General features: G+C 45.1%; 20 protein-coding genes. 1 reads left to right on the top strand and 19 read right to left on the bottom strand.

The features are described from left to right. Positions 1-25: 25 nt before the first annotated feature. The 13 genes from NXZ84_RS06670 to NXZ84_RS06730 form a co-directional block, all read right to left on the bottom strand. Positions 26-1,057, bottom strand: a complete 1,032-nt coding sequence (locus NXZ84_RS06670; protein ID WP_258839489.1) for an aspartate-semialdehyde dehydrogenase — start codon at positions 1,055-1,057, stop codon at positions 26-28. Between the two features lie 346 nt (positions 1,058-1,403). After that, positions 1,404-2,006 carry a dipicolinate synthase subunit B gene (locus NXZ84_RS06675; protein ID WP_258839490.1) on the bottom strand — a complete coding sequence of 201 codons (603 nt, stop codon included), beginning with the start codon at positions 2,004-2,006 and terminating at the stop codon, positions 1,404-1,406. Then, positions 2,003-2,902 carry a dipicolinate synthase subunit DpsA gene (dpsA, locus tag NXZ84_RS06680; RefSeq protein ID WP_258839491.1) on the bottom strand — a complete coding sequence of 300 codons (900 nt, stop codon included), beginning with the start codon at positions 2,900-2,902 and terminating at the stop codon, positions 2,003-2,005. The genes NXZ84_RS06675 and dpsA overlap by 4 nt, the downstream gene beginning before the upstream one ends. A 104-nt stretch (positions 2,903-3,006) precedes the next feature. Then, entirely contained in the window at positions 3,007-3,252 is a 246-nt protein-coding gene (locus NXZ84_RS06685; protein ID WP_258839492.1) for a YlmC/YmxH family sporulation protein, read from the bottom strand. Between the two features lie 103 nt (positions 3,253-3,355). Continuing rightward, on the bottom strand, positions 3,356-3,532 hold the full coding sequence (locus NXZ84_RS06690) for an aspartyl-phosphate phosphatase Spo0E family protein (RefSeq protein ID WP_258839493.1): 177 nt from the start codon (positions 3,530-3,532) through the stop codon (positions 3,356-3,358). Positions 3,533-3,549: 17 nt separating this feature from the next. Next, positions 3,550-3,993 carry a dUTP diphosphatase gene (dut, locus tag NXZ84_RS06695; protein WP_258839494.1) on the bottom strand — a complete coding sequence of 148 codons (444 nt, stop codon included), beginning with the start codon at positions 3,991-3,993 and terminating at the stop codon, positions 3,550-3,552. Further along, entirely contained in the window at positions 3,986-5,239 is a 1,254-nt protein-coding gene (locus NXZ84_RS06700; protein ID WP_258839495.1) for a M16 family metallopeptidase, read from the bottom strand. Before NXZ84_RS06700 ends, dut begins: the two co-directional genes overlap by 8 nt. An 87-nt stretch (positions 5,240-5,326) precedes the next feature. After that, complete coding sequence (locus NXZ84_RS06705; protein WP_258839496.1) at positions 5,327-6,283, bottom strand: polysaccharide deacetylase family protein; 957 nt, start codon at positions 6,281-6,283, stop codon at positions 5,327-5,329. 111 nt (positions 6,284-6,394) lie between these two features. Further along, positions 6,395-8,494, bottom strand: a complete 2,100-nt coding sequence (locus NXZ84_RS06710; RefSeq protein WP_258839497.1) for a polyribonucleotide nucleotidyltransferase — start codon at positions 8,492-8,494, stop codon at positions 6,395-6,397. A gap of 122 nt (positions 8,495-8,616) precedes the next feature. Next, on the bottom strand, positions 8,617-8,886 hold the full coding sequence (gene rpsO, locus NXZ84_RS06715; RefSeq protein WP_258839498.1) for a 30S ribosomal protein S15: 270 nt from the start codon (positions 8,884-8,886) through the stop codon (positions 8,617-8,619). Positions 8,887-9,081: 195 nt separating this feature from the next. After that, complete coding sequence (locus tag NXZ84_RS06720) at positions 9,082-10,392, bottom strand: MDR family MFS transporter (protein ID WP_258839499.1); 1,311 nt, start codon at positions 10,390-10,392, stop codon at positions 9,082-9,084. 249 nt (positions 10,393-10,641) lie between these two features. Then, positions 10,642-11,301, bottom strand: coding sequence for an SdpI family protein (locus NXZ84_RS06725; protein ID WP_258839500.1), 660 nt, complete (start codon positions 11,299-11,301; stop codon positions 10,642-10,644). 67 nt (positions 11,302-11,368) lie between these two features. Continuing rightward, positions 11,369-11,623, bottom strand: a complete 255-nt coding sequence (locus NXZ84_RS06730; protein WP_258839501.1) for an autorepressor SdpR family transcription factor — start codon at positions 11,621-11,623, stop codon at positions 11,369-11,371. A gap of 164 nt (positions 11,624-11,787) precedes the next feature. Here NXZ84_RS06730 and NXZ84_RS06735 point away from each other — a divergent pair, with 164 nt between their 5' ends. Then, the gene (locus tag NXZ84_RS06735; protein ID WP_258839502.1) at positions 11,788-12,507 is read left to right on the top strand and encodes an aspartate/glutamate racemase family protein; all 720 of its coding nucleotides are present in this window, start codon (positions 11,788-11,790) and stop codon (positions 12,505-12,507) included. A 73-nt stretch (positions 12,508-12,580) separates the two neighbouring features. On the opposite strand, the gene NXZ84_RS06740 is transcribed toward NXZ84_RS06735, so the two are convergent. From NXZ84_RS06740 to infB, 6 genes are read right to left on the bottom strand one after another with little or no spacing between them, the layout of a single operon-like run. Beyond that, a complete protein-coding gene (locus NXZ84_RS06740; RefSeq protein ID WP_258839503.1) occupies positions 12,581-13,570 on the bottom strand; it encodes a bifunctional riboflavin kinase/FAD synthetase in 990 nt (329 codons plus the stop codon). Beyond that, a complete protein-coding gene (gene truB, locus NXZ84_RS06745) occupies positions 13,527-14,429 on the bottom strand; it encodes a tRNA pseudouridine(55) synthase TruB (protein WP_258839504.1) in 903 nt (300 codons plus the stop codon). Before truB ends, NXZ84_RS06740 begins: the two co-directional genes overlap by 44 nt. Further along, the gene (locus tag NXZ84_RS06750) at positions 14,426-15,397 is read right to left on the bottom strand and encodes a DHH family phosphoesterase (RefSeq protein WP_258839505.1); all 972 of its coding nucleotides are present in this window, start codon (positions 15,395-15,397) and stop codon (positions 14,426-14,428) included. Before NXZ84_RS06750 ends, truB begins: the two co-directional genes overlap by 4 nt. A gap of 4 nt (positions 15,398-15,401) precedes the next feature. Continuing rightward, positions 15,402-15,761 carry a 30S ribosome-binding factor RbfA gene (gene rbfA, locus NXZ84_RS06755; RefSeq protein ID WP_258839506.1) on the bottom strand — a complete coding sequence of 120 codons (360 nt, stop codon included), beginning with the start codon at positions 15,759-15,761 and terminating at the stop codon, positions 15,402-15,404. Positions 15,762-15,786: 25 nt separating this feature from the next. Further along, complete coding sequence (locus NXZ84_RS06760) at positions 15,787-16,068, bottom strand: DUF503 domain-containing protein (protein WP_258839507.1); 282 nt, start codon at positions 16,066-16,068, stop codon at positions 15,787-15,789. Continuing rightward, positions 16,065-18,296 carry a translation initiation factor IF-2 gene (gene infB / locus NXZ84_RS06765; RefSeq protein WP_258839508.1) on the bottom strand — a complete coding sequence of 744 codons (2,232 nt, stop codon included), beginning with the start codon at positions 18,294-18,296 and terminating at the stop codon, positions 16,065-16,067. The genes NXZ84_RS06760 and infB overlap by 4 nt, the downstream gene beginning before the upstream one ends. Between the last annotated feature and the right edge of the window lie 12 nt (positions 18,297-18,308).

Consider the following 18,308-nt stretch of genomic DNA (forward strand, 5'->3'; position numbering starts at 1 on the left):
ATCTTTCTCCTTCTTCCATCGTGACCTATCTAAGCAGTAATTCAGCGATTTGCACTGTATTAGTGGCGGCTCCCTTAAGTAAATTATCTGAAACAACCCACATATTTAGAGCACGAGGATGATGTAAATCTTTGCGCAGTCGACCGACAAATACTTCAGGACGTCCCGTAGTAGCAAGTGGCATCGGGTACCTTTGAGCACCTAACTCATCATCTAGGATCACCCCAGCACCATCTTTCAATAGCCGGCGAACTTCATCTAGTTCATAATCATCTTTTAGCTCTACATAAATAGACTCGCTATGCCCCCGCTCCACTGGGACTCGCACACACGTTGCAGTAACTCCAATCGAGTCATCAGCAAAGATTTTCTTCGTTTCGCGTACCATTTTGATCTCTTCAAAAGTATATTCATCTTCTGCAAGTACGTCACACTGAGGAATCACGTTAAATGCAATTTGGTAATGCTGATCCAATTTCCCCACAGGCATCACTTCCAGTGTCGGCTCTTCCCCCTGAAGCACCGATTGCGATTGGCTACGCAGCTCTTCCACTGCCTTCCACCCTGAGCCTGATACCGCTTGATATGTCGACACAATAACTCGTTCCACACCATATCGATCCACCAAAGGCTTTAAAGCAACGGTCATTTGGATGGTAGAACAGTTAGGGTTGGCAATAATCCCTTTATGTTGCTTCACCGCTTCTGGATTCACCTCTGGTACAACTAAGGGAACGTCTGGATCCATCCGATAAGCACTGGAATTATCAATAACAACCGCCCCGCGCTTTACTGCTTCCGGAGCCAATCTTTTACTCGTCTCTCCACCTGCACTAAACAGGGCAATATCTACGTTGCTAAAAGCATCAGGAGTAGCTTCCTCAACTTCAATCTCAGCACCCCGAAAGAGAATTTTTTTCCCAGCTGATCGCTTGGAAGCCAAAAGGCGCAGTTCCGTCAGCGGGAAGTCCCGCTTCTCTAAATCCTTTAGCATTTCTTGTCCCACAGCACCTGTGGCACCTACAATCGCCACTCTACATTGTTTTATCTCCATCATGCCTCGCTACAATCATGACTTAGAAAAAAAGAGCACCATGTCTTCATCCTATAACAACCTAATCCCTCGATATGGTGTTAAATATATAATCTAAGCTTAAGGTGCTCTCTACCGGTAAAGCTCTTGTTACTACGAGCCATACGCGTATGATCGTAACGATTCACCTCCCTGTTCACTTTCACTAATTACAGATCATAATCTATCACAACTTTAACAGCCTATCGATGCATTTACTTCTATAAGTTGGTTACCCCCTGTTACTTACACACTTGGAGACCTTCGATATCTCTTCTATTCTACAGAAAAAGCCCATAAAAAAGAAAGGAGGAAATAGCTCTCCTTTCTATTATGAAGTCAAATCACGGTATTTTTCAACTATCATCGGCTGAATTTGTCTCATTTCCAACGCCGCTTCTACCGTTTCTGGGATTTGTTCCATCCGTGCCACCATTGATTTAGGTTTCGCTTCCGGGTTATCTTGACCAAAGGGGACAAAAAAAAGTTCTCCTATAGGCAACAGTTTCGCAATATTGGCTGCATTTAATCCAAGAGCATCATTTGTAGAAATTCCTACTACTACAGGTCGATAGGTACGCATCTGTGCTTTCGCTGCCATCAAAACCGGGCTATCTGTAACCGCATTTGCCAGTCTCGCCAATGTACCACCGGTACAAGGAGCAATCACCAAACAATCTAACCATTTTTTAGGACCGATCGGTTCTGCTTCTGGAATCGTGGCGATTATTTTCTCTCCTGTGATCTCTCTGATTTTAGCCAACCATTTCTCAGCCGCACCAAATTTACTATCCACATTGGCAACCGTATACGAGACAATCGGAATAATGCGCGCTCCCTCATCCACTAAGCGCTGCATTTGTGGCAATACTTCATCGTGAGTGCAATGCGACCCCGTTAGAGCAAAGCCGATGGTCTTTCCTGCTATGTTCAACGTTGACCACCTCCTTGCCCACTCTCTTTTAGCATATGCTCCGTCATCGTACGCGCGATCATGCGCCCTGCTGTTTTTGGAGCCACAATTCCGGGTAAGCTTGGAGCGAGAATGGCTTTTACACCCCTCTTTTTCGCATAAGAGAAATCAACACCACCTGGCTTAGAAGCCAAGTCAATGATAACAGCATGATGCGGTAACTTCCGAATCACTTCTGCTGTTACCACCTGTGCCGGAATGGTATTAAAGAGTAAGTCGGTCTCTGCCACTCGTTCAGTGATCGCTTCCATGTTAAAAGAAGCGATACCCATCTCATACGCACGTGCCATCTGTGCCGACTGACGCAATCCCACAGCAACATGGGCTCCTATTTGGCGAAGAGTGCGGCACATCGTCATACCCACACGCCCAAAACCTAACACCACACACTGTGAATCGTGAATCGTGATGTCAGTGTTTTGGATGGCCATCATCAAAGCTCCCTCCACTGTAGGGATGGAGTTATAGATAGCAACATCATCGCGACTCAACAACTGCATTAAGCGAATTCCATGTTTCTCCGCTAACGTTTGCAGATACGATTTCGCCATACCCGCATAAACGATACAGTGATTGGGAAGGGCGAGCAACAACTCCTCGCTCAAAACCAACTCTTTATTAGTAAACACGCTTTGTACACGCCCTTCTTCATCAGGGCCTACAATAGGCAACACCAATAAATCCACAGTACGTAGAAGTTCAGCCGTTAATTCACGTAAACTGGCACCACTTAACGGTCTTTCTAAATTATCAAAGCCGATTAAGCTTACGGTGGCATCTAATTCAATGCATCGTTTCACCACTTCAAGTTGTCGGGCATCTCCGCCAAGAAAGGCGACATGCTTTCCTGTTAACATCCGCTCAAGACCCCTTTCCTCGTGCGTTTTCAGGGTACAGGAAATCGCCTTGCTTATGTACTCTATCTTATGAAGATCACCCACAATCGGTGACGATACACCCTTTATCTGTGAAAATGACGTGGAGACTCAATAATCAGCATCTCTGGACCCACCTTTTTCACCATATTCCAGGCAATCTCATACTCCCCCTGCCTCTTCCCTAACCAAGAACTTCCAATAGGCATAATGAACGATTGAATCGTGCCGCTTTCACGATTAATCACCATATCTGATTTCCCAATTACACCTAATCGTTCGCCTCCAGATAGATCGATCACTTCTTTTTCTGCCAATTCACTCCAACGCATCATTCATCCCCCCTCATCATCACTATATGATGCAGATAGACAGGACAGACATGACCAAAAAACCTCCCCTATTGTGCCTCAGCTCACCATAGGGGAGGTTTCTTCACTGCTTTTTATTTCTCTCTTTTTGATACTCCACGATCAATCGATCTAAGCGTCTACTAATAGGAAGTACTCCCGCCTGATCTAAACGCGCAGGATGTCCCGCAACCGCTTGATACAGCCGAGTACGTACTTTCTCCATCTCCTCTTCCAACATCCGTAGCCGGGCAGTATTCACTTCGCTCCCAACTCCTCTTATTTTCCTGTATGTCCAAATCCACCTGACCCACGTGTTGTATCATCCAATTGTTGGACAGAGGTCAAGCTTACATTGGGTATTTGTTGAAAAACAAGTTGAGCAATGCGGTCCCCTCGCTCAATACGAAAAGGCTCCTGTCCTAGATTAAGTAGAATCACTTTAATCTCTCCACGATAATCAGCATCGATGGTTCCTGGAGAATTTGTAAGCGATATTCCATGTTTAAGCGCCAATCCGCTTCGTGGTCGAATTTGTGCCTCTAATCCTACAGGCATGGCCAACGCAATTCCAGTAGGGATAAGTTCCCATGCTCCTGGTTCTACCCAACAGGACTCAGTAACCGCCGCTTGCAAGTCAAAACCGCTTGCCCCTGCAGACATTTTGTCTGGAAGAGGTAAATCCTTATTTCCTGGTAACTGCTGAATTTGAACATCAAACAAACAGATCCCTCCTATAAGATGATGGCACTTTGCCATTTGGTGAGACGATCGCCATTGCCATCGGTTGAGAAAGGAGGCTTTTTGCAAGAGAATGGATATCTTGTTCAGTCACAGCATCTACCTTTTCAATGATCTCATCTATAGATAGATGACTTCCTAATAAGAGTTCATTTTTACCTAGGCGTTGCATGCGATTGCCCGAGCTCTCCAGACCAAGTATCATGCTCCCTTTCAATTGCTCCCTCGTCTTATCCAGTTCTGATTGGTTCACACCACGGCGACGAATATCTTCTAATATGTGCCACACCACATCCAATACTTCATCTTCTTGCCCAGGGCGAGTACCTGCATAAATCGTAAACAATCCACCATCTAGATAAGCAGAATGATGCGAAAAGACGGAGTAAGCCAGGCCTCGCTCCTCACGAATTTCTTGAAAAAGACGAGAGCTCATATTCCCACCTAACAAATTACTAAACAGAATAGATGCGTAAATGCGGGAGTCACGGATAGACACCCCAGGTAAGCCAAATGCCATGTGAGCTTGTTCCGTCTCTTTTTTACGCACCTGTACCCCCGCTTCGTACGTAACAGTCACATCTGGCCCATGATCAACGCTAGGATACTCAACGGCAAAAAACTTTTCTATAATCTGTAGATAATCAGTTGGCAGGTGTCCTGCCACTGCAATCACCAAATTTTCTCCGTCGTATCTCTCGCTACGATAAGTCATCAATTCGGAACGCGTAAAAGAACGTACAGTCTCTTCCGTGCCTAAGATCGGCATTCCCAAAGGGTGAGAACCCATCACAGCTGTCGAGAGAAGATCATGCACGAGATCATCAGGAGTATCTTCTACCATGTAGATCTCTTCTAGCACTACCTTCTTCTCTTTTTCTATTTCTTCTTCTGAAAAAACAGAATGCAAATACATGTCCGACAGAATAGAAGCCGCTTTTCCAAAATGTTGATCTAATACCTTAGCATAATAGCAAGTCATCTCTTTGGAGGTGAAGGCATTAAACATCCCACCAATTTCATCGAAAGCTTCAGCTATTTGACGAGCGGTTCGCTCCTCGGTACCCTTGAACATCATATGCTCGATAAAGTGCGAAATCCCGTTTTTATCTTTTGTTTCATGGCGCGAACCGGCCCCAACCCACAATCCGAGCGATACGGATCGCACATGGGGAAGATGTTCCGCAATTACACGAACACCATTCGCCAAATGATGTTTTTCGATCACAACAAACCTCCTCATTCACCCAGAAAAACAAAAATCCCCCCGAAGGAAGTTAATCTCACTATATCAAAATGAGGGAAGAGGTACAAGCTATTTTACTCGTTCTGCTGAAAGAACATCGCTGACCGTATCCAGCCCAATGCCTTTATCTTCAATGGCTGTAATACCTTCAGCTAATGCCTCCACGGTCGGCCTGGTCGGGTGCATCAAAACAAGTGATCCGTTTTCTGCTTTGCCCATGCGAGCAACAACCTGCGCTGGGGTTGTATTTTTTCTCCAATCGATGGTATCCACCGTCCATAACACTGTAGCCAATTCTAACTGATGGGCAACATCCACTACACGTTGATTGTAATCTCCCGCAGGTGGGGCAAACCACTTAGATGAAAGCCCGAGATGTTGAGAGATTAATTCCTCCGTCTTGGCAATCTCTTGCCTCACCTGTCCAGCGCTTATTCGACTCATCAGCGGATGAGAATAACCATGATTGCCCACCTCATGTCCCTCTGCTATCAATTTCTTCGCTTCGTTGGGGTTTTTGGCTAGCCAGGATCCATCCAGAAAAAAGGTTGCCTTCACCTCATGCTGACGCAGAATAGATAACATCTCGGGTAGATGCTCAGTTCCCCAAGCAACATTAATCATTAATGCCGCTAATGGCTTTGCTTCATTGCCCCGATAAATGGGATGAGCACCCCATTCATCTAAGGATTTTTTCGTTTTAATTTCCCGATATTGCCATGCGATCTTTTCGGTATCCGACAATTTCTTTGTTTCCTCTACCGTTCGTTCTACATCCACCTCGATCCCATTATAACCGGGGATCAACCCCCATACTCTATCCACACGTGCCTCGATAGGTTCCTCTCGCCTCTTCTCTTTTTCCTCCTCGATCCGTTTCTTCAATGGATCTAATAGAGGTGCTAGTGTAGCTTGCGATTCTTGTAGAGAAAAAGCATATTCCGTCATCGGTGTAGATTGAAGGAGCGCACCCGTGATCATGGCTACGAATATAACAACCCATACTTTTCGAATCCGTGGCTCCACCTACTTCCAGCTCCTCTACTAAAGATGCTACTACCATATGCAAAGAAACAAGCCTCTATGCACACGAAAAAAGAGACAGATCGCTCTGACTCTTTTTGTTTCCTACTACTTTTATTTTGCAGCTGATTCAGCTTTTAATACTTCCTTACGCGAAAGATTGATCCGACCTTGCCCATCGATCTCCGTCACTTTTACAGTGATCTTATCTCCGACAGAAACCACATCTTCCACTTTGTTCACCCGCTCCAGAGCAAGTTGTGAAACATGAACCAAGCCTTCTTTACCTGGGATCACTTCTACGAATGCCCCGTACTTCTCCACTCGCTTTACCGTACCCAGATAGATATCACCGACAACAACCTCACGCACTAATCCTTCGATAATCGATTTGGCCTCATCGTTTTTCTCTGGATCGCTAGAAGCAATAAAGATACGACCATCTTGCTCGATATCAATCTTTACACCTGTCTCATCAATAATCTTATTGATGACGCGACCACTTGGTCCGATTACATCGCGAATCTTATCCGGATCTATACGCAAAGTTAAGATCTTAGGTGCATACTCGGATAATTGTTGTCGTGGTAATTGTAGCGCTTGTGCCATGTTGTCTAGCACTTCAAGACGTGCTTTACGCGCCTGTTCCAATGCTTCTGTTAAAATCTGACGGTCAATTCCTTTGATCTTGATATCCATCTGTAAAGCCGTAATGCCCTCTGCTGTTCCTGCCACTTTAAAGTCCATATCGCCCAAGTGATCTTCCATTCCTTGAATATCCGTCAGTACCTGGACTTTATCTCCTTCTTTGATCAGACCCATGGCAATTCCAGCTACGGGAGCCTTAATTGGCACACCTGCATCCATCAAAGCGAGGGTGGAAGCACAAATACTAGCTTGTGATGAGGAACCATTTGATTCTAGCACCTCTGATACCAGGCGCATCGTATAGGGAAACACTTCTTCTGAGGGTATCACCGGGTCGAGCGCACGTTCACCCAACGCTCCATGCCCTACTTCGCGACGCCCAGGACCACGTACTGGACGTGCCTCCCCTACACTATACGGCGGAAAGTTATAGTGATGCATAAAGCGCTTCGATTCCTCTAAATCGAGACCATCTAAAATCTGCACATCGCCTAAAGCACCTAGAGTACAGACACTAAGTACTTGAGTTTGTCCCCGCTTAAACAAGCCTGACCCATGTGTACGCGGCAAAATGTTAACTTGGCTCGACAAGGGCCGAATTTCTTCCGGACTACGACCATCTGGACGCTTTCCTTCATCAAGAATGAGACGACGTACCTCTTCTTTTACGATTTGATCCAATACGCCCTTCATCTCGGACTCATACTCATCTGCGGGATATGTTTCCACTAGTGAAGCAATCACTTCTTCACTAATAGTATCAATTGCTAATTGACGCTCTTGTTTATCTACTGTCTGCGTAGCAGTCGCCAAACGTTCTGTCGCCATGGAACGAATTTCGTCTTCTAACTTTTGATCGAATTCGTACAGCTTTGGCTCCATCTTCTCCTCACCGATTTCAGCTGCGACCCGCTCAATCAAGGAAATAACATCTTTAATCGCATCATGTCCCACCATGATCGCTTCTAACATATCTGCTTCTGAGGCACCAGTGGCTCCCGCTTCCACCATATTGATGGCATCTTTGGTTCCTGCCACCACCAGGTGAACGTCTGATTGTTCCTGCTGCTCCACAGTGGGATTCACAATCCACTCCCCATTCACGCGCCCTACAATCGCCCCTGCGATCGGTCCATCAAATGGAATGTTGGAAATAGATAATGCAACTGACGCACCAATCATCGCCGCCATTTCCGTAGAACAATCTTGATCTACTGACATGACTGTGGTCATCACTTGTACTTCATTCCGGTACCCTTCCGGAAAGAGCGGGCGGATAGGACGGTCGATCAGCCGGCTGGCTAATACCGCTTTATCACTTGGCTTACCTTCCCGTTTTATGAATCCCCCCGGTATTTTCCCAACAGCATAAAGACGTTCCTCATAGTTGACCGTCAAAGGAAAAAACGGGAGATCCTTTGGTTCCTTCGAACCTGTAACCGTCGCTAGCACGACCGAATCACCATAGTGAACCATGACCGCACCACTGGCTTGATTTGCGTATTTTCCTACTTCTAGTTTCAATTTTCGTCCGGCAAGCATCATTTCATAAACCATAGCTTCCATAGAGTATTCATGTCCTCCTCTCAAACTTGTCCAATTTCACACTTCTTCATATCATCATTATTTCCTTCTCCGCTCCATTTTAGAGGAAGATTGAAAAAAGCGGGGATTCACCCCGCTTTCCACTATCGACGTAAGCCCAGCTTCGAGATCAACGTACGATAACGTGTAATATCTTTCTTTTTCAGGTAATTCAAAAGGTTACGGCGTTGCCCAACCATTTTGAGCAATCCACGACGAGAGTGATGATCTTTCTTATGCTCACGCAAGTGCTCGTTTAATTCTGTAATGCGATGAGTTAAAATCGCAATTTGCACTTCAGGCGAACCTGTATCATTCTCATGAGTTTTGTATTCTTCCATAATTTCCTTTTTCTTCTCGAGGGACAATGTCATCCCTTCCACCTCCCAATAATTCGAAAAACCCCCCATAGCCCAGTCGATCGCCGAGGCATATCGATCCTCCGCGCCAGGGTTGTTTCCTTCGTGTGCGAATGCAATATCATCGCACTAATATACAGTATATCTTGTTCGTATTCTCCATTGCAAGGATGGAACGTATTTTTTTAAAGGGAAATCACTTTTTCAAGTTTAGCTCACCTGCTTCTTCCCCTTGGATATCGCTGTTACGACAGTATCACCACGCTTTTCCCATGCTTGAAACATGACTGCATACAACATCATTCCTCCTAACGAAATCAATGCTAAAACCACAAAGCTTTCCCGATCGCCGATCCATGCCGATAATGGAATAATGAAGGGAGCGATGGTACGACCCAAAGTAAAGCGCAAACTAGCAGCAGCAAAGTATTGTCCTCGCATATGCTCAGGTGCCAACTTGGATATAAAACTTTCTTGTAAGCCTGCTATAATAATTTCTCCTATAGTAAAAACCATAATCGCCACAATCAATACCCATATATTCATAGAAAGAGCAAACAATAACATGGACACCCCATAAGCAAAGGCAGACGACATAAATACATTCCGCTCTCGCAGTCCCGTCACTCGTTTCGTCACGGTAACAGTAAACAACGCAATCAATAATCCATTTTCCGCCAAAATCAAACTAAATATCTGTTCTGAACCGAGTGAGAGTGTCCACGATCCGATAGCCAAAAGAGTCTGTGTGCCTGCATTATCTGTTACTGCAATCGCAATCAATAGATCCAGCTGGATGAAAATTTGCGCGATCAATACCCCTGCCAAAATGAACAACAAGAATACGCGATCGTGAAAGATAATGCGATAGTCTTTTAATTGTGCCCCTATCGCTTCATACCAACGCAAAGCTTTTATCGGCTCTTCCTCATTTGACTGTACACGTCGCGGTACCGTTTCCTTGATCAAGAAAATAACAAGCAACGCAAGTAGCACACTTGCTCCTATCGATCCCAAAAGAAGCTCAAATCGATATTGAAAGAACAAAACACTGCCCAACAGAGGTCCGATAACCACGGACAGATTTAAGGCTGTATAAAAAACAGCAAATACACTACTACGATCCTTTTCCGCCACGACATCTGCCACCATCGCATGGCTAGCAGGCCAATAAAAAGAGTGGGCGACACCTAAGAGCGTAAAGCTGACAAAGGATAGCAGCGGTGAGTGTAACCACGGTGAACTAGCGAAAGCAAAAAGAGAAAAGCCAACTACTTCAGTCACCGCAGCGATCACCATCATCCGTTTGCGACCGAAACGATCGGCACAATATCCCCCTATAAGATTGGCAAATACCCCAAGCACCTGTGCCAATACTAACAAGATACCTGCAACAGCTTTACCAAATTCCTCTGCGAAATAAATAGCAATAAACGGAAAAAACATCCAGAATAATAGATTAAGTAATGCCTCTCCATAAAGACGTACTTTCAAATTCCGATCCCAGTCCCGTAATCTCATCGCTACTCCCCCTCTCCCATACCATACAAAAAACACGCACAAGTCTCCCTGCGCGTGTTTTTTAACACACGTTATTCTCCAATCAAGCGAATCCTTTTTCGTTTATTATTCCTATTATATGTATTATATATCATAGAGGCAAGTTTTTCAAGTAATCTTCCAAAAATATCGTTCATCTTTGCTATAGATCATGCTTCTCTACACAACCCTCCCCACCTTCGTCATGCTTAGGAGGTGGGGAATCTACTATCATTCTTTCTCTTCCGCTACGCCATTCTCTCTACTTCGGTAGTCAATATACGAGTAGATGACAAGATACAGAGTGCCACATAACAATACGCCTATTGAGATCAGCAAATCATAGGTAGTAGGTAAAAAAGCAGTGATTACAAAGACAAAGGAAATCGCCACAAAGAGATATCCACCCAGGCGATGAGTCCTACGCCATGTCTCTTCTGATTCCAATGTCCAGGGAGTGCGAATGCCAAACGTATAATTGGGTTGGATTTTCCCCATATAATTCCCACTCACAAAGAGTATGACAGCTGTGGCCATCTGTACCAACAAGGGCACCTTAATCTCAAAGCCCCAGGCGGACAAAGCGGGAATCAATGCGATGAAAGAAATAAATCCGATGATTACTACAGAAAAAATCGAGTATGGACCTGTGTGTTGCTGATACGATGTTTTACGCGGATCCAACCGTGGAATCCACTGTAACAGCAGGAGCAATACGAACGGCAGCACCCCTAAAATAAACAATTCATACTTCGACCCCATATCATCCACTTCTCCATCTATGCCGTAGTGCATGGGTACCTGGTCGGGAAGAAATGGTATAGAAAGGATTAACGTTATCAGTGTCGCCATACTCATCATCAATGAAATACGGAAAGCAGTCTTATTCACGCTAGATCTCCCCCTTTTTAACTAACAGCGAATGAAGCACGGACAGCAATCTTATTCATGAAGCACTTTATCCCTTCTTAGCCAGTAGCCACTTAATCACATCCTCTAATACAGATGTATTTAGCGAATAAAGAACGTACTGTCCTCTCTTATGTGCCAAAACAAGATCAGCTTGCTTCAAAATATTGAGGTGATTGCTAATCGAGGGCTTTGACATTGAGAAGTGACTGGCGATCTCTCCTGCCGTAAGGTTTTTCTCCTCTAACAAATCCAAAATCTTACGCCGTGTCGGGTCAGCCAGCGCTTTAAACACGTTATTCATTGCTTTTAAATCACCTCATTTCGTTAATTAAATAAATATCTAATTATCAATATTATATGTACTTCCCTCACATTTAGCAAGCGCACTTCAGAAATAAATTGAATTCTCCATCCTACTCATATAGCATATTAGATATCACAACACACAAAGGAGCGGCTCTAACCATGCGAACAATCGGAATTATCGGCGGAATGAGTTGGGAATCCACCGCTACCTACTATCGTCTTCTCAATGAAGGGGTACGTAAACGACTGGGCGGTCTTCATTCTGCCAAAATCCTTCTACATTCATGTGACTTCGCTGAAATAGAAGCGTGGCAACGGGCTGGCTCATGGGAAGAAGCAGGAACTGCGCTTGCATCTACGGCTAAAACGTTAGAACGAGCTGGGGCGGACTTCATTCTTCTTGCGACAAATACCATGCACCTAGTGGCGGACACCATCCAATCCAATGTACATATTCCCTTTCTCCATATCGTTGATGCTATTGGAGAACACTTGCAGCAACAAGGAATACAAAAAGCTCTTCTGCTCGCTACTCGTTTTAGCATGAGGCATCCTTTTTATCGAGAAAGGCTACAACAACGTTACGGAATCAGTCTCCTTACGCCCACCGCAGTGGAACAAGAGCTGATTCATCGCATCATCTATGACGAGTTATGTGTTGGTAATATCCGTTCTAGCTCTCGTCAGAAATATCATGAGGTTATTCGTAATTACAAAGATCAGGTGGAGAGCATCATCTTAGGTTGTACTGAGATCGGGTTATTATTGTCCCAAAGTAAAGTGATGGGGCTACCTACCATTGACTCAACACGTATTCATGTCGATACTGCACTTAGGTGGGCAATGAACGAGAGCTGGACGACCGTAAACCGATGGTGAGAATAAAAGAGAAGAGTAAAAAATAAAACATCCGCCATCGTTCTTCCCACACAAAGAAACGATGACGGATGTTTTATTTTTCACGGAGCCACGCCCGTGCCTGTCGTTCATCTGTTTGCAGTTGTGAAACCAAATGATCAACAGACGGAAATCGTTTCTCCTCCCGCAGAAAGTGAAGAACATGAACTTCTAATGTTTCACCGTATAAATCACCTTCAAAATCAAATAAGTGAACTTCGAGGGTTTGCTTTGGGATAACATCTTTAAAGGTAGGACGCATGCCAATATTCATCATTCCCTGGACTTTTTCCCCTTTATGCATCACTTCCACAACGTATACACCTAAGCGTGGCACCCAATATGTGTCTGTCAGTGAAAGATTGGCGGTCGGAAAACCGATCGTGCGTCCCCGTTGATCTCCTGACACAACTGTGCCAGTAAATGAATAAGAACGACCTAAGATCGCTTCAGCAACTGCCATATCTCCTTCTGCCAATGCTTGACGCAAACGCGTACTACTAAGAGTAATGCCCCCCGATTGAATCGGCTGTTGCACACGTGTGACGAAATGATGTTCTCCTAGGTGAATGAGATCAGCTGCCTTACCTGCCGCATGACGACCAAATGTAAAATTAAAACCAACGGATACTCCCCGCACTTGAAGGGGGATCAGTATCTCTTTTACAAAACCTTCACGTGACAAGTTGGCCAAAGATAGATCAAATGTCATGACATAGACGCGATCTACACCCAACTGTTCAAGTTGTTTCAACTTCTCGTCAAGCGGTGTTAATCGCCCTTGATGCTTTTCTCTCCCCAGCACTTCACGTGGATGTGGGTCAAACGTCATAACAGCAGACTGCACTCCAAGCTCAGCTGCCAATCGTTGACCCTCCCTTACCACGGCTTGATGCCCTTTGTGAACCCCGTCAAAAAAACCAATCGCTAGCGCGACGGGAGGGATCGTCTCAACCAATGTGAGTGGATATGAGAGTCGAATCGTTTCCATCGCTTTCACCTTACCCATCCCGAAAAACTTTTTCTGGCTTCGCCATATGTTCATCTATCCAGCGATAGATCCCACAAAAGTTGCCATTCTCACTATAAACGCGATACAATGGATGGTATGTGTCCATTGGATCATCTGAGAACAAAGAGAGGCCGTTTAGCACATCCATCTGATCGGCTTCCGCTACGATCAAGCTAGGAAAGTGGCCTAGCAATTGATCGGGTGAGAGCAATACATCCGCCCACTCACCAGCGACTGCCACTTCTTCCAGCTGGGCTAATGTAATCCCATCTTCGATCCGTAACGGTCCACTTTCCACTCTCTCTAAGTGGGACATATGAGCTGGATAGCCTAAATGTGCACCCATATCTACGCAGAGCGTACGTACATAGGTTCCCCGTGAGCACAGTACATCAAAGTGAATGATGCATTGCTCCGATCCTTGCTCTAATCCATGCATGGTTAATTCGTATATAGTAGCTTTACGTGGTTTGCGTTCCACTTCCTCACCCGCACGAGCCAATTCATATAATCGTTTACCATTTACTTTCACCGCAGAATACATCGGGGGAATCTGTTCAATCTCCCCTGTAAAATGATGAAACAGCTCTTCGATTTGAGCAGCTGCCAGTGGAGGCACCTTTTGCTCTGCAATCACTTCACCGGAAGCGTCTTGCGTATCAGTCGCCTTTCCAATCACCAACGTTCCGCGATATCGTTTCGGCAAATCCTGAATGTACTCCACAATACGTGTAGCTTGTCCTAGACAAATTGGTAAGATCCCTACCACATCAGGATCAAGTGTACCCGTGTGACCGACTCGCTTCTGTCCAGCCAATCTTCTTACCACAGCCACCACATCGTGCGAGGTCATCCCACTAGGTTTAATCACTGGAATTACGCCATGTTTCATACTATCTCCTCACCCGCCAATAACTCTTTCACGAGCGAAACCACACGCATAGTAACTTCTTTTTCGCTGCCTATCACCGTACATCCTGCCGCACGGGCGTGCCCACCCCCATCAAAAGAAGTAGCAACACGACTAACGTCTACATGCTCTCGTGAACGTAAACTTACTTTCCATACCTGGCTCTTCACTTCTCGAAACAGAATCCCCACCTCTACACCTTCTACATTGCGAGCATAATTAACAATTCCTTCCACTTCATCTTTTTGCTCATGTACCCACTCACCAGAAAGAACCATCCAGGCGATCTGATCGTTATGAGCAAACGAAAGCGAAGAAAGTGCTTGCTGTAACAAATGAAGATGAGAACGAGAAACAGTTTCCATAACTTCTTCTGCAACTTGATGCGCAGGAGCCCCGTGCGCTAACAATTTGGCTGCGATTTGCATCACATCTTCGGATGTGTTGGAATAACGAAACCCACCTGTATCTGTGAACAAGCCCGTATATACGGACGTTGCCAGTGAAGGGGTCCATGATACGGGCAAGTTCTCAATCCATTCATATAACACTTGGGTTGTAGCCGCAGCATCAGCGACCACCCAATTCATTGTACCAAAGTGATCGTTTGTCCCATGATGATCAATATTCAAAATGGCCGTATCGGGTGCTAAAGCTGTATGCAACGATCCGATGCGACGTATATCTGCTGCATCTACCGTAATTACATGTGAAAATCGCTCGATGTCAACCTCTTCAGGGCTTCCAATCCGTTCACTACCAGCGAGAAAGCGAAATTTACGGGGGAGGACAGATTCGTTTACCATCTGCACCTCTTTACCCAACTGCTGTAACACTTCTCCCACAGCTAAGGTGGAGCCAATTGCATCACCGTCAGGATCCACATGAGAAATAACCAGGAAGCGATTTGCTTCGTTGAGAAAACGAGTAGCCGCTGACAAGGGTTCCACCGCTCTACTCTTCTTTGTGGGATCCACCATTCATTTCTCCCAATAGTTTCTCAATATGCTGACCATACTCAACCGATTCATCAAACTTGAAAAGTAGCTCTGGTGTATGCTTCATATGAATGCGTCTTCCGATCTCACTGCGCAAAAACCCTTTAGCTCGGGACAAACCAGCTAAAGTCGCTTCTTTTTGTTCATCGGAACCGAGCACACTAATAAACACTTTCGCCTGTTGGAGATCACCACTCATCTCCACTGCTGTTACGGTAACAAACCCAATACGTGGATCTTTTAATTCCTGCTGTAGTAACTGACTCAACTCTTTCTTTACCTGTTCGCCAACTCGACTCACACGGATGCGCGCCATCGGCGACACCTCCCTTTTGCGACTGTTACAAAAGTGTAACGACCGTATCCAGTATTTCTAAACCTTCTTTTTCTTCGAGTAATCGAAGCGCTTGCTGTATCTGATGTTCCACAATTTTTTTATTGCTCGCCACCCCAGCCAGTGCCAACAAGGCGAGCTGGCGGTGGTCCTGATGCCCCACTTCGGCCACCGATAAGTTAAAGCGATGTTGAATACGCTGTAATCCACTTTTAATCACACTACGCTTCTCTTTTAGTGAAGTGGAGCTAGGAACCCGACAGGTAACTTCTGCCGTGCCAACAATCAATCTCTTTCCACCTCTTCGATGACGAAGACTTCAATAAGGTCGCCTTCTTTCACATCATTAAAGTCTTTCAAGGTAATCCCACACTCATAACCTTGTTGTACTTCTTTAGCATCATCTTTGAAGCGTTTCAAACCTTCAATCTCTACTTCCTGTAGGAGAACAACGCCATCACGGATGAGACGAGCTTTCCCATTACGTACAACCTTGCCCTCTGTTACATATGAACCAGCAATCGTACCTAAGCGGGAAACTTTAAAGATTTGACGGACTTCGGCTGTCCCTACCACGCGCTCTTGATGAATAGGATCTAATAATCCTTTCATCGCCGCCTCAATCTCTTCAATCACGTTGTAGATGACGTTATGAAGACGAACATCCACACTCTCTTGTTCCGCCATAGAACGTGCATTTGGTTCTGGTCGTACATTAAAGCCAACAATAATCGCATTAGAAGCGGATGCCAAAATAATATCTGATTCTGTAATTGCTCCTACACCGGTATGAATGATATTTACACGAACACCGTCAATATCAATCTTCTCCAATGAACCACGCATTGCTTCGGCTGAACCATGAACATCAGCTTTAATAATAATATTAAGCTCTTTCACTTCACCCTCACGGATTTGTTGGTATAAATCATCCAACGTAACGCGACTGCTGGCACCCAGATCCTTTTGGCGTTGTTTTAAATTCCGTTTTTCCGCAACAACACGCCCTTTTTTCTCATCTTCAAATACCATAAAGGGATCCCCAGCGCTCGGTACATCAGGTAGTCCCAAAATCTCTACTGGAGTAGATGGGCCCGCTGCTTCCACACGTTGCGCACGATCATCTAACATGGCGCGTACTTTACCGAAATAGTTACCGGCTACAACACCATCGCCTACTTTTAAAGTACCGTTTTGTACAAGAACGGTAGCAACTGCTCCACGTCCCTTGTCCAACTCAGCTTCAATCACAATCCCACGTGCCCGTTTGTTAGGGTTGGCTTTCAACTCTTGAACTTCAGATACCAACAAGACCATTTCTAAAATATCGTCGATACCTTCACCGGTTAGTGCGGATACCGGAACGTAAATCGTATCTCCACCCCAGTCTTCAGGTACCAAGCCATGTTCGGTCATCTGTTGTTTTACTTTTTCCGGATTAGCACCCTCTTTATCCATCTTATTGAGTGCTACGATAATAGGTACTCCAGCTGCTTTAGCATGGTTGATCGCTTCTACTGTTTGTGGCATTACGCCATCATCAGCAGCTACAACGAGGATCGTCACGTCTGTAATACTAGCTCCACGAGCACGCATAGTGGTAAAAGCAGCATGACCTGGGGTGTCCAAAAACGTAATTTTCTTCCCATTGGCCTCTACTTGATATGCTCCAATATGCTGTGTGATCCCACCTGCCTCACCAGCAGTCACTTTACTCTTACGGATCGTATCCAGCAATGTTGTTTTCCCGTGATCAACGTGACCCATGATTGTAACTACTGGGGGACGAATAGCTAGATCTTCAGAGCGATCTTCTTCTTCAATCTCTTCGATTGCAGATTCATCCACTTCTTCTTTAAAGTCCACTTTTACGTTAAACTCTTGTGCGACTAAGGTGATCGTATCCACATCAATTTCTTGATTGATCGTAGCCATAACACCTAACGGTATTAATTTGCGAATTACAGCGGATGCTTCTCTACGTAGCAACTTAGCTACATCGCCTACGGTCATAGGTCCAGATACTTCAATCACACTGGGCAATACAGGTGCTTGCTTTGGTACTGCTGGACCTTTGCCTTTACGCTTGTTATTGCGGAAGTTCCCACGTCCTCGTTGATTACCGCCCGCAGGTCGTCCACCCTTTTGGCCGCCCCGATTTTGCTGTTGTCCACCCGCACTGCTTTTTCCTTTGCTCGCAGTTGACTTTCCTGCAGGTTTATTACTGCTGGTATTCGTCGTTTTCTTTTTGGTAGGAGATGATGCTGCCTGGGTTTTCCTTTTGTCCGTCGACTGTCCTGTTTTTTTATCTTTCATCTCAGTTCGTTTCTCCACTGTTGATTTTGCCGCCCCTTTTTTTACATCTTTAAAGAAGTTTTCTACTTTGTTAATCGTATCATCGTCCATCGTACTCATATGGTTGCGAACAGGAATATCCAAACGATGTAAGATCGCGAGGATTTCCTTACTATTCATATCTACTTTCTTTGCATACTCATAGACGCGTAATTTTGCCATCTGCTTCACCCC

The sequence above is a fragment of the Mechercharimyces sp. CAU 1602 genome, from assembly GCF_024753565.1.
Lineage (GTDB): Bacteria > Bacillota > Bacilli > Thermoactinomycetales > JANTPT01 > Mechercharimyces.